The organism is Pseudomonas sp. ASL9, from assembly GCF_056680335.1.
This window is the reverse complement of sequence record NZ_CM155277.1, coordinates 3375001-3387758: the sequence shown is the minus strand read 5'-3', so window position 1 is coordinate 3387758 and position 12758 is coordinate 3375001. Positions and strand designations below refer to the sequence as shown.

Annotated in this window: 11 protein-coding genes; 3 read left to right on the top strand and 8 right to left on the bottom strand. The window is 58.7% G+C overall.

What is annotated here, in order from left to right; translation table 11 throughout:
- Positions 1 to 38: 38 nt before the first annotated feature.
- The 3 genes from AC1ME2_RS15605 (at position 39) to AC1ME2_RS15595 (ending at position 2324) form a co-directional block, all read left to right on the top strand.
- On the top strand, positions 39 to 659 hold the full coding sequence (locus tag AC1ME2_RS15605; protein WP_480442160.1) for a sigma-70 family RNA polymerase sigma factor: 621 nt from the start codon (positions 39 to 41) through the stop codon (positions 657 to 659).
- Positions 656 to 1330, top strand: coding sequence for an anti-sigma factor (locus AC1ME2_RS15600; protein ID WP_480435054.1), 675 nt, complete (start codon positions 656 to 658; stop codon positions 1328 to 1330). The genes AC1ME2_RS15605 and AC1ME2_RS15600 overlap by 4 nt, the downstream gene beginning before the upstream one ends.
- 94 nt (positions 1331 to 1424) lie before the next feature.
- Complete coding sequence (locus tag AC1ME2_RS15595; RefSeq protein WP_480435052.1) at positions 1425 to 2324, top strand: RHS repeat-associated core domain-containing protein; 900 nt, start codon at positions 1425 to 1427, stop codon at positions 2322 to 2324.
- 89 nt (positions 2325 to 2413) lie between these two features.
- Here the strand turns inward: AC1ME2_RS15595 and fdhA are convergent, their stop codons facing one another.
- From fdhA to AC1ME2_RS15555, 8 genes are all read right to left on the bottom strand, one after another.
- Entirely contained in the window at positions 2414 to 3613 is a 1200-nt protein-coding gene (gene fdhA / locus AC1ME2_RS15590; RefSeq protein WP_480435050.1) for a formaldehyde dehydrogenase, glutathione-independent, read from the bottom strand.
- Positions 3614 to 3768: 155 nt separating this feature from the next.
- A complete protein-coding gene (purU, locus tag AC1ME2_RS15585; RefSeq protein WP_480435048.1) occupies positions 3769 to 4626 on the bottom strand; it encodes a formyltetrahydrofolate deformylase in 858 nt (285 codons plus the stop codon).
- A gap of 116 nt (positions 4627 to 4742) precedes the next feature.
- Positions 4743 to 5375 (bottom strand): sarcosine oxidase subunit gamma, encoded by a 633-nt coding sequence (locus tag AC1ME2_RS15580; protein ID WP_480435047.1) that lies wholly within the window; start codon positions 5373 to 5375, stop codon positions 4743 to 4745.
- Positions 5376 to 5537: 162 nt separating this feature from the next.
- The gene (locus tag AC1ME2_RS15575) at positions 5538 to 8555 is read right to left on the bottom strand and encodes a sarcosine oxidase subunit alpha (protein ID WP_480435045.1); all 3018 of its coding nucleotides are present in this window, start codon (positions 8553 to 8555) and stop codon (positions 5538 to 5540) included.
- Entirely contained in the window at positions 8552 to 8881 is a 330-nt protein-coding gene (locus AC1ME2_RS15570) for a sarcosine oxidase subunit delta (RefSeq protein ID WP_480435043.1), read from the bottom strand. Before AC1ME2_RS15570 ends, AC1ME2_RS15575 begins: the two co-directional genes overlap by 4 nt.
- 14 nt (positions 8882 to 8895) lie before the next feature.
- The gene (locus AC1ME2_RS15565) at positions 8896 to 10146 is read right to left on the bottom strand and encodes a sarcosine oxidase subunit beta family protein (RefSeq protein WP_480435041.1); all 1251 of its coding nucleotides are present in this window, start codon (positions 10144 to 10146) and stop codon (positions 8896 to 8898) included.
- Positions 10147 to 10161: 15 nt separating this feature from the next.
- Positions 10162 to 11415 carry a serine hydroxymethyltransferase gene (gene glyA, locus AC1ME2_RS15560; protein WP_480435040.1) on the bottom strand — a complete coding sequence of 418 codons (1254 nt, stop codon included), beginning with the start codon at positions 11413 to 11415 and terminating at the stop codon, positions 10162 to 10164.
- Positions 11416 to 11926: 511 nt separating this feature from the next.
- Complete coding sequence (locus AC1ME2_RS15555; RefSeq protein ID WP_480435038.1) at positions 11927 to 12664, bottom strand: TraX family protein; 738 nt, start codon at positions 12662 to 12664, stop codon at positions 11927 to 11929.
- Positions 12665 to 12758: the final 94 nt, after the last annotated feature.

Here is a 12758-nt window from a genome sequence, read left to right as displayed (position 1 = left end):
GGTGAATGGAACAGCGGCTCAATCTGGACTACCCTGCCATGGAGTTGGCAAACCACACAGTCAACCTCTTCCCACACAGTCAACCTCTTCACCTTGTCTGGAGAACCACTATTTCCTCTGACGACGCCGATGAACTCAGGCAACTGCTGGCTGAATGCACGCTCGGTAACCGGCGGGCTTTTGAAAATCTCTATCAAAGGGTTTCAAAACGCCTGTTCGCGGTCGCCCTGCGTTGCATGAACCGTAGTGATCTGGCCGAAGAAGTGTTGCAGGAAAGTTTTGTGCGAATCTGGCACAACGCCTCGCGTTACGACAGCAACCTGTCGGCCCCCATGACGTGGATGGTCAACGTTACCCGTAATCAGGCCATCGACCAGTTGCGCAAACACCGCGAAGTGCCGCTCACCGATGAACAGGCAGACACCCTGCTCGACGACAGCCCGAATGCCCAGGAACAACTCGACAGCCAACGTGAGGGACACGCGTTGCAGCGCTGCCTGGATACGCTTGAAGGCATGCAGCGCACCTCAATCGTCACGGCATATTTCCAGGGGGTGTCCTATGCCGACTTGGCCGCGCAATTAGCCGCACCGCTCGGCTCGGTCAAATCGTGGATTCGCCGGGGCATGGAGCGCCTGCGCAGGTGCCTTGAATCATGAACTACCAACAACCCTCACTGCGCCGCGCCCTCGCCGCCGACTATGCCATTGGCCTGATGCCCGTTACCGCACGCCGCCGATTCGAACAGCTGCTGTTGGATGACCCTGTGTTACGCGCCGAACTGGCGCAGTGGCAGACCACCCTTGTCACGCTTGCCGAACACTTGCCTGAACAAGCGGTGCCCGAACACGTCTGGCACGCCATCGCGGCGCGTATCGATCCGCAAGAGCTGCACGTCCCGGCCAAACGTCCGTTCTGGAATTGGCTGCGCATCGCCGCCGTCGCCTGCACATTGGTCGTCGTGATCATCGCGGGCCTCCTCTACAACCGCGACACCCTCAACTACAGCGCCATACTGATGGCTGCCAATCAGCAGCCAGCGATCAGTGTTCAGGCGTACAGCCACTACCTGAACGTCGCGCCACTGACCCTGCCTTCCGTCGAAACGGGGCGCAGCCTGGAGCTGTGGGCCATCCCCGCAGACGGCAAACCAGTCTCCCTTGGCCTGCTGCCCGCACACGGCAAAGGCCGAATCATCCTGAGCGAAAGCCAACAAAAACTGCTCGGCGCACCTGTCACCCTGGCCGTCAGCCTGGAACCCGAAGGCGGCTCACCCACCGGACAACCGACCGGACCGGTGTTGTACCAAGGGGCATTGGCGGGGCGTTGATCAGGGTGATCTGTGACCTAGCATTTCTGCTAGCTATGCAGGCGCCTCTCATGGGTTGAACGTAATACGTCCCCATGACCAGAGCGCGAACGCCATGACCTCCCCGCTCGAAACAACCCTGCTACTCACCGATCAGCAGGGTTCGGTACTGCACACCGTCAATGCCCAAACGCACAAGCCCATGGCGTATACCGCCTATGGCCATCGCCCGGCAGAAAGCGGCATGACGTGTTTACTCGGCTTCAATGGCGAACCGCCTGATCCGGTGACGGGGCATTATTTGTTGGGGAATGGTTATCGCGCATTTAATCCGGTGTTGATGCGCTTTAACAACCCGGACAGTTTGAGTCCGTTTGGGGAGGGGGGATTGAATGGGTATGCGTATTGTTTGGGAGATCCGGTTAATCGGGTGGATCCGACCGGGCATACGCCGGCTTTTTTAAAACCATTACTAAGGGGCTTACGGCTGATGAAAAAGCCAACGCCTGCAACGAATATAAAAAAAATAGCAGACGGCATACACAGCTTTGAGACAACTAGCAAAAATAAATTAAGCCTTACGTTTTTTGGGCATGGAAATAGAACCTCTAAGAATGGGGGGCACTCCCTACTGTCAGCGGGGAAGAACTGGACGCCTGAACAGCTATATAATGCCAGCACGAAAGCCGGGATTAATTTCGAAAAATATAAAGATATAAATATGGTGATGTGTTACTCAGCAAACGGAGGCCCTAATTCATTTATCCGAAGCTTTTCTGCTCTCACTGAAAAACCGGTAACCGGATATATCAATACGGTACGCGTCAGCCCCACACCCGATATCTTTCAGAACCTCATCTCCAGTGAGTCAGCACGTATTCGTCGTCTTGGCAATGGAACATACAGCTTTGACCAAGGCGTTAAAATCTATAAAAAAAACCCGTTCAACGTTAAAGACAATGGATACCATACATTCGAATATAGCCCGGTGACGTATAAAAGCACTCGACTTTGATACCCCACACATCATCACCTAAAGACTCAGCCATGTAAGACTTCTGACTCATTAAATGGGCGACTTAATGTCGCCCATTCTGTAATCCCTTACGCCACACTAAACAACTTATGCGGATCAATCACAAACTTCTTCGGTACGCCGGCATCGAATTCGCCGTAACCGCGTGGTGCTTCGTCGAGGCTGATGACTTCGACGCCGACGATGTCTGCGATTTTGATGCGGTCCCACATGATGGCTTGCATCAGTTGGCGGTTGTATTTCATGACCGGGGTTTGGCCAGTGTGGAAGCTGTGGGATTTAGCCCAGCCCAGACCCAGGCGGATGCTCAGGCTGCCCATTTTCGCGGCAGCATCGGCTGCGCCTGGATCTTCGGTGACGTACAGGCCGGGAATACCGATTTTGCCTGCGACGCGAACAACACCCATCAATGAGTTCAGAACCGTGGCCGGTGCTTCGTGTTTCACGCCGTCATGACCGTGACCACGGGCTTCGAAGCCCACGGCGTCAATGGCGCAGTCCACTTCTGGCTCGCCCAGCAGCGCAGCGATTTGCTCATGCAGTGGGGTGTCCAGCGACAGGTCGGCGACTTCGAAGCCTTGAGCCTTGGCGTGAATCAAGCGAACCGGGTTGACGTCGCCAATGATCACCACCGCAGCGCCAAGCAAGCGTGCCGAAGCAGCAGCAGCCAGACCCACAGGGCCCGCGCCCGCAACATACACGGTGCTGCCTGGGCCAACACCTGCCGTCACTGCGCCGTGGTAACCGGTCGGCAGGATGTCGGAGAGGCAGGTCAGGTCGCGGATTTTTTCCATCGCCGCGTCGCGGTCCGGGAGTTTCAGCAGGTTGAAGTCAGCGTATGGCACCAACACGTATTCCGCCTGGCCACCGACCCAGTCACCCATGTCGACATAACCGTAAGCACCGCCCGGACGCGCCGGGTTGACGGTCAGGCACACGCCGGTGTTCTGCTCTTTACAGCTGCGGCAACGGCCACACGCCACGTTGAACGGCACGGAAACCAGATCGCCTACCTTAAGGTTTTCCACATCGCGACCGGCTTCGATTACTTCGCCGGTGATTTCATGACCCAGCACCAGACCAGTCTGAGCTGTAGTACGGCCACGCACCATGTGTTGGTCCGAGCCGCAGATGTTGGTCGATACCACACGCAGGATGACGCCGTGATCGATGCGTTTACCTTGTGGGTTCTGCATTTTCGGGAAAGGAATTGTTTGTACTTCGACCTTGCCGCCGCCGAGATACACCACACCACGATTACCAGACATGCTTTCACCTCGCTTTATTGTTTTATAAGTAGCGTTGAATTTTTGTTGTCTATGACGCCGCCATCGTCCGGATGCGGCCCAGACCAAGCCTGCTCCCACAGTGATCGCATTCCCCTGTGGGAGCAGGCTTGCCTGCGAATGGCAGCACCTCGGTACTAAAGAACCACCGTGCGATTCGCGTTCAAGAACACGCGCCGCTCGATGTGATACCCCACTGCCCTCGCCAACGTCTGGCCCTCGATATCCCGGCCTTTGGCGATCAGGTCTTCGGGGTAGTGGCTGTGATCGACTGCTTCGACGCCCTGGGCAATGATCGGGCCTTCGTCGAGGTCGTTGTTGATGTAATGCGCTGTTGCACCGACCAGTTTCACGCCCTTGTTGTAGGCCTGATGGTAGGGTTTTGCGCCCTTGAAGCCGGGTAGCAACGAGTGGTGAATGTTGATCGCCCAACCGTCGAGACGGCGGCACAGCTCTGGCGACAACACCTGCATGTAGCGAGCAAGAATCACCAACTCGGCACCGGACTCCTGAATCACTTGCCAGACCTGACGCTCTTGCGATGACTTGTCATTGGGGTCAAGGGCGAAGTGGTAATAAGGAACCTCATGCCAACGCGCCAGCGGTTCCAGGTCCGGGTGGTTGGAGATCACCGCCACCACGTCCATAGACAATTGGCCAATGCGCTGGCGATAGAGCAGATCGTTCAGGCAGTGATCGGCCTTGGAGACCATGATCACCACTTTGGGCCGATAGTTGGGCGCGGTCAGCTCGAAGACCATGCCGAAGGCTGCACCGCGTGCGGCCAGGCCCACACGGAAAGCTTGTTCATCGAAGCCCTCCGGCTGACGAAACTCGACGCGGATAAAGAACCGGCTCGACAGCCGGTCATCGAAGGAATGGTGCTCGGTAACGTAGCAGCCCTGCTCAAACAAATAGCGAGTCACCGCGTCCACCGTACCTAAAACACTCGGACAGTCGGCAGTCAGAATCCATGTATCGGGGGCGCGGCTCATTGTCTATTCCTTGTCTGCAAATTGACCTGTGGGACCGAATTCATTCGGGAAGGCGTCCGTACAGACAACAGGCGCCCGACAGCCTGTATTCCCGAATGAATTCGGTCCCACGGTGATTAGCTTTGAATACTCAAACCATACTCAGCACTGGCATCCTGCAACCACAGCCACCAGTAGTCGGAGAACGAGCGGCGGATCAGCAGTTCCCAGGTCTCTTCACCCGTGCGGCGAATCACCAATTGCGACTTGGCGAACACCGTGCCGACGGCTTTACCCACCGGAAAATTGTTCGGGTGCACGTCGTAGCTGGTGGATTTCATCAGCAGTTCGCGAACCTTAGGCCCGGTCAGCTCCAGCAGGGTTTGCCCGCCGCTGACGTTGACCACGGCGATGTGCAGCCCGGCCAGTGCTTCACGCAGACGCTGTTCGGCAGCCAGCTCTTCGCCACTCGGGACGATCAGCAGCCATTCATCCGGGCCCAGCCATTGCAGTGAGCTTTCACCCTTGACGACGACGGTCAGGGCAACCGGCAATTCCATGCCCAGCGCCTTGGCGACACCGGCTGCGAATGCAGGGTCTTTGCCATCGCCACGCAGGGTCAGATGGCCCAGCAGTTTTTTCTCGCGCAGGGTCACGCCGGGATTGTTGCGGCCTTTGCCAACCAGGCTATTGAGGTCGGCATGAAACAGCGGCGACTCGGCTTTTTCGCCGGTCGTTGGCCGCTGTTGGTAAACGTTGGCTGTGGTCATAGAGCACCTGTCCTGAATTCTGTTTGTTTCACTGTGCACAACATAAAGGGTGCGGCTGCTGGCGCCTTCGCGGATAAATCCGCTCCCACAGTGGTACGCATTTCATTGTGGGAGCGGATTCATCCGCGAATAGATCAGGCGACACATCGCGCCTGATACGCCTCAAACGTTCTGCTGCTCACCCTTCGGATCGAAGAACACCGAAGACACAATTTCGGCTTCGATCACGGTGCCATCGACCAACGGTGCGAACACACGTTCGCCCATGCGTTTCAGGCCGCCTTTGACCACGCCCAGCGCGAACGAATAACCCAGCGAGCCGTTGGTGTAGCTGGAGGTCACGTGACCGACCATGCTCATCGGGATCGACTGTTTGGTGTCGAACACCAATTGCGCACCTTCGGGCAGCCATTTGGTCGGGTCGATCGGCTTCAGACCGACCAACTGTTTACGCTGATCACGCACGCAGTCTTCGCGGTTCATGCCACGCCAGCCGAGCCACGAAAACGGTTTGGTCCGGCCAACACACCAGCCCATGTTCAGGTCGTCAGGGGTCATCGAGCCATCGGTGTCCTGACCGACAATGATGAAACCCTTCTCGGCCCGCAGGACGTGCATGGTTTCAGTGCCGTACGGCGTCAGGTTGTACTTCTTGCCCGCTGCGACGATTTTTTCCAGCACACCCATGGCGTAGTCGGCCTGGACGTTGACCTCGTACGACAGCTCACCGGTAAAGGAGATACGGAACACCCGCGCCGGCACACCGCCCACCAGGCCTTCTTTCCAAGTCATGAACGGGAAAGCGTCCTTGCCCAGGTCGATGTCGGTGACTTCGCTGAGCAGCTTGCGGCTGTTCGGCCCGGACAGAGTCATGGTCGCCCAGTGGTCAGTCACGGAGGTGAAGTACACCTTCAGGTCTGGCCATTCGGTCTGTTGATAGATTTCCAGCCATTGCAGCACGCGTGCAGCGCCGCCGGTGGTGGTGGTCATCAGGAAGTGGTTATCGGCGATACAGGCGGTCACGCCGTCGTCGAAGACCATCCCGTCTTCTTTACACATCAGGCCATAACGCGCCTTGCCCACATCGAGCTTGGTCCAGGCGTTGCTGTAGATGCGGTTGAGAAACTCACGCGCATCCGGGCCTTGAATGTCGATTTTGCCCAGTGTGGAGGCATCGAGCAGGCCAACGCTGGCGCGCACGGCTTTGCATTCACGGCTGACGGCGGCGTGCAGGTCTTCGCCTTTTTTCGGGAAGTACCACGGGCGCTTCCACTGGCCGACATCTTCAAACTCGGCACCGTTTTTAACGTGCCAGGCGTGCAGCGCGGTGAAGCGCACAGGCTCGAAAATGTGCCCTGCGTGACGACCGGCTATCGCGCCGAAGGTCACCGGCGTGTAGTTCGGGCGGAACATCGTGGTGCCCATTTCGGTGATCGACATATTCAGCGAACGGGCGGCAATCGCCAGACCGTTGACGTTGCCGAGCTTGCCTTGATCGGTACCGAAACCCAGCGCGGTGTAGCGTTTAACGTGCTCGACCGACTCGAAACCCTCGCGGGTCGCCAGTTCGATGGCGGCAGCGGTGACGTCGTTCTGCAGGTCGACGAATTGCTTCGGCGCCCGTGCGGTGGCTTTGTCATGGGGCACCTGGAACAGTGCCAGGGTCGGTTCTTCCAGGCGGCTCAGGGCTTTTGGCAAGATGCCTGCGACTATCTTGAAGCCGGCTTCGTTGGCTGCGCGAGCACCGCCCTCGAAACCATCAGCCAAGGCATCAGCGAGGCCGTACACACCGTTTATGCCACCGACGCAAACGCGTTTTTGCGGTGCTTCACCCGGTACGAAACCGAGGATGTCTTCACGCCAGATCGGCTTGCCGCCCAGGTGGGACGCCAAATGCACGATAGGGCTGTAGCCACCGGAACTGCCGACCAGGTCGCAATCAAGCCATTCGCCTGGGCTGGTGACGCGATGGCCTTTGACGTCGATGGCCGTGATACGGGCAGCGGTCACGTGTTTGCTGCCGCGCGCTTCGACAACGGCGCTGGAGGTCAGGATACGAATCCCTTTGGCCCGTGCTTCTTCAACCAGTGCGCCACGCGGATTGCTGCGGGCATCAGCGATTGCCACCACTTGCAGGCCTGCATCGAACCAGTCCAGCGCGACGCGGTAGGCATGATCGTTGTTGGTCGACAGCACCAGTTTTTTGCCCGGCGCCACACCATAACGGCGGACGTAGGTAGAAATAGCGCCAGCGAGCATGTTGCCCGGCACATCGTTGTTGCCGTACACCAGCGGACGTTCGTGAGTACCCGTCGCCAACACCACGCGCTTGGCGCGAACCCGGTGCATGCGCTGACGCACTTGACCCAACGGCGCGCGGTCACCGAGGTGATCGGCCAGACGCTCGTGAATGGTCAGGAAATTATGGTCGTGGTAGCCGTTCACGGTCGCCCGTGGCAGCAAGGTCACTTCCGGCATTTTTTTCAGCTCGGCCAGCACGGTGGCAACCCACTCGGCCGCCGGTTTGCCATCCAGGCTTTCACGGCTGTCCAGCAGACTGCCGCCGAACTCTTCCTGCTCATCCGCCAGAATCACCCGCGCACCGCTGCGACCGGCCGCCAGGGCTGCGGCCAGGCCAGCAGGGCCGGCGCCGACGATCAGCACGTCGCAGTGCCGGTTCATCGCGTCATAGGTGTCCGGGTCGTTCTCGGTAGGCGAACGACCAAGGCCCGCCGCCTTACGGATGTACTTCTCGTAGGTCATCCAAAACGATTGCGGGTACATGAAGGTTTTGTAATAGAAGCCCGGCGGCATCAGTTTGCCGCCGACCTTGCCAAGAATCCCCATCACGTCGGTATTGACGCTCGGCCAGCCGTTGGTGCTGGTGGCGACCAAACCTTGATACAGCGCTTGTTGCGTAGCGCGCACGTTAGGGATCTGGGTCGCTTCGGTAGCGCCGATCTGCAACACCGCGTTCGGCTCTTCGGAACCTGCCGCGAAAATCCCGCGAGGACGCGAATACTTGAAGCTGCGGCCAATGATGTCGACGCCATTGGCCAGCAGGGCTGCGGCCAGGCTGTCGCCTTCAAACCCTTGGTACTGCTGACCGTTGAAGGTGAAGTTCAGCACCTTGCTGCGGTCGATACGGCCGCCGTTGGGCAGTCGATTGTTCTGGCTCATACCTTCTCTCCCAGGCCAGTGTTGGCCAACTGAGGGCTGGCCGGTTTGCTGGTGAACTGCGGCTTGGTGCCGATCAGGTAAGTCTCGAAAATCTCGTACGTCACGGTGTCACGCGTGGCGTTGAAGTACTGACGGCAGCCGGCCACGTGATTCCACAGTTCATGGTGCAGACCGCGCGGGTTGTCGCGGAAGAACATGTAATCGCCCCACTGCTCATCGGTGCAGGCATTCGGGTCCAGCGGACGCGGGATATGAGCCTGGCCCGAAGCGTGAAACTCCTCTTCGGAGCGCAGTTCGCCACAGTGAGGACAGAAGATGTGCAACATAGGGATTTCTCCTGTTAGTGGGCGACAGCAGCGGCGCCGTGTTCATCGATCAGCGCACCGTTGTGGAAACGGTCGATGGAGAATGGCTTGGCCAAGGGGTGCATTTCACCTTTGGCGAGGCTGGCGGCAAATACGTTGCCCGAGCCCGGCGTTGCCTTGAAGCCACCGGTGCCCCAACCGCAGTTGAAGAACATGTTGGCGACCGGCGTTTTGGAAATGATCGGGCACGCGTCCGGCGTGGTGTCGACGATGCCGCCCCACTGACGGTTCATGCGCACTCGGGACAGGACCGGGAACATCTCGACGATGGCTTGAATGGTGTGTTCGATCACCGGGTACGAACCACGCTGGCCGTAGCCGTTGTAGCCGTCGATACCGGCACCGATCACCAGGTCGCCTTTGTCGGACTGGCTGATGTAACCGTGAACTGCGTTGGACATGATCACGCTGTCGATAATCGGCTTGATCGGCTCGGACACCAGCGCTTGCAGCGGATGGGATTCGATCGGCAAGCGGAAGCCGGCCAGTTTCGCCATGTGCCCTGAGTTACCAGCCGTCACCACGCCGACGCGCTTGGCGCCGATAAAACCTTTGTTGGTCTCGACGCCGATGCACACGCCGTTTTCCTTACGGAAGCCGATCACTTCGGTCTGTTGAATCAGGTCGACGCCCAAGGCGTCGGCGGCGCGGGCAAAGCCCCAGGCCACGGCATCGTGACGGGCAACGCCGCCACGGCGTTGAACGGTGGCGCCGATGATCGGGTAACGGGTGTTCTTCGAGCAATCCAGGTACGGAATCTCTTCCGCGACCTGTTTAGCGTTAAGCAACTCGCCATCCACGCCGTTCAGGCGGTTGGCGCTGACCCGACGTTCCGAGTCACGGATGTCTTGCAGGGTATGGCACAGGTTGTACACGCCGCGTTGAGAGAACATCACGTTGTAGTTGATGTCCTGCGACAGGCCTTCCCACAGTTTCATCGCGTGTTCGTACAGGTGCGCCGACTCATCCCACAGGTAGTTGGAACGCACGATGGTGGTGTTGCGTGCGGTATTACCGCCGCCCAACCAGCCTTTCTCGACCACGGCCACGTTAGTGATGCCGTGCTCCTTGGCCAGGTAATACGCAGTCGCCAAACCATGACCGCCGCCGCCGACGATGACCACGTCGTAGACTTTTTTCGGGGTCGGCGTGCGCCACATGCGCTGCCAGTTTTCGTGGTGGCTGAGAGAGTGCTTGAAGAGGCCGAAGCCTGAGTAATGCTGCATGGGGCTACTCCTGACTCAGCGATAAACCGGGAAATCGGCGCACAGTGCCGCAACCTGGCTGGCGACATTGGCCTCGACATCTGCATCGCCGAGGTTGTCGAGAATGTCACACACCCAGCCAGCCAACTCAACACACTGTGGGACTTTGAAACCACGAGTGGTGACGGCCGGGGTGCCGATACGCAGGCCCGAGGTGACAAACGGTGATTGTGGATCGTTCGGCACGGAGTTTTTGTTCACGGTGATATGCGCCCGGCCCAAGGCAGCATCGGCTTCTTTGCCGGTAAGGCCCTGACGGATCAGGCTGACCAGGAACAGGTGGCAGTCGGTACCGCCGGACACTACGTCGTACCCACGGTCGATGAACACCTTTGCCATGGCCTGGGCGTTATCGATCACTTGTTGCTGATAGACCTTGAAGCCCGGCTCCAGCGCTTCCTTGAAGCACACGGCCTTGGCCGCAATAACGTGCATCAACGGGCCGCCCTGACCGCCAGGGAAGACGGCGGAATTGAGTTTTTTCTCGATTTCTTCGTTGGCCTTGGCCAGGATCAGACCACCACGTGGACCGCGCAGGGTTTTGTGGGTGGTGGTGGTGACGACGTCAGCGTACGGCAGCGGGTTTGGGTACAGACCAGCGGCGACCAGACCGGCAACGTGGGCCATATCAACAAACAGATAAGCCCCCACTTTGTCGGCGATGGCGCGGAAGCGTGGGAAATCCAGGGTTTTCGAGTAGGCCGAGAAACCGGCGATGATCATTTTTGGCTTGCATTCAACGGCGATGCGCTCGACTTCGTCGTAATCGATCAAGCCGGTGGCGGTATCGATGCCATATTGCACAGCGTTATACAGTTTGCCGGAGAAGCTGACTTTGGCGCCGTGGGTCAGGTGACCGCCGTGGGCCAGGCTCATGCCCAGCACGGTGTCGCCCGCTTGCAGCAGGGCCAGATAGACCGCGGCGTTGGCCTGGCTGCCGGAGTGCGGCTGGACGTTGGCGTAATCAGCACCGAACAGTTGCTTGGCGCGATCGATGGCCAATTGCTCGACCTTGTCCACGTGCTCGCAACCACCGTAGTAGCGCTTGCCCGGATAGCCTTCTGCGTATTTGTTGGTCAGGCCGCTGCCCTGGGCTTCCATCACGCGCTTGCTGGTGTAGTTTTCCGAAGCGATCAGCTCGATGTGGTCTTCCTGACGTTGCTCTTCAGCATTCATCGCCGCCAACAGTACATCGTCATAGCCTTGGATTTTATCTTGCTTGCTGAACATCGCGGTTCTCCCAGCGGCGGCGCTGCGCCTGGCTTATCGATAGGGCGTGTAGAGTGCCCTTTGGATGCGATGTTAGGTCCGACGCAGAGAGGCCAAATGCCTATGGACGCCACGCAAAGGTGCGTTTACGACATGGCTTGGCGCGTAGAGATAATTGGTGGCTGAGAATGGCCATGTTAAGGGGCTTGGCGGGGGATTTATGCTGCCTGAACTGGCGCCTTCGCGAATGAATTCCCACGGAGGTACACAGTTTTCTGTAGGAGCTGCCGAAGGCTGCGATAGGCCGGGGTCGCGGGCGACCGGCACGACCTTCAGCGGTATCAAGAAAGCGACCGGTTCCGTCGGACGCGACCCCGGGGCGATCGCAGCCTTCGGCAGCTCCTACAGGGGATCAGCGTTTTGCTGAAAATTTAATAAAATTTATATTTTATTTTTCAATCACTTACAGGTTGTTGATAGGAGCGAATTTATTCGCGAAAGGAGCCGACGCGGTCTGACAGGTAGGACGCATTCACCCTGCCACCAAAAACCTCGCCCCCAACAGCAACAAAAAATGCACGGGATAGATCGCATACGCCCAGCGCCGCATCGGCCAGACCGCGAACGTCAGCCGGGTTCGCAGCACTGCCAAACCGACCAGCGGCGCCATCAGGCACACCGCGATGCCCAGTATCGACACGCCATCACCCCCGCGCGCCCCCGCGAACATCTCCGGCCAGGCATTACTCGCCAGGCACACCAGCCCCGGCAACAGTGCGCCGTACCAGGGTCCGCGCAGCACCCACAGGAACGCCAACGGCAGCGCGACGCCAAAAAAGCCGAACATCAACTGCGCCTGGAAAACTGCCGCCACCAGCAACGCCACGCCCGCCAGACACAACGCCCAAGGCGTACGATCGCGCCAGCCCTGCGCCAGCAACAGCCCCAATGCCAAGGTCGGTAGCACGTTCAGCGTGTCGGCGTGCGGCATGAACAACCGGTAAGGCAGCTCCGTCAGCCCGGCAAACATCAGCAACCAGCCCAAATAGCGCCATTGCACACACCGACGGGCCTCACTGCGTGCCAGGTTGGCGGCAATCGCCAGGCAAAACCACGGAAACGCAAAGCGCCCCGGTACATACAGAAAATCCACCGGCCAGCCGACGTAACGCAAGTGGTCGAGCACCATGCTCAGCATCGCCAGCCACTTGAGCAGGTCCAGTGCAGCGTCTCGCCCGGTAGCCATCGGATTTTTCTGCAACGACCTCATAACGCTCCATGCACTCGATGAAAAAAAGCGGGAAACAGAACAACGCATGACCAGAGCCAACAATCTTGGTTAAAGTGCGATCCTATTCGATCAC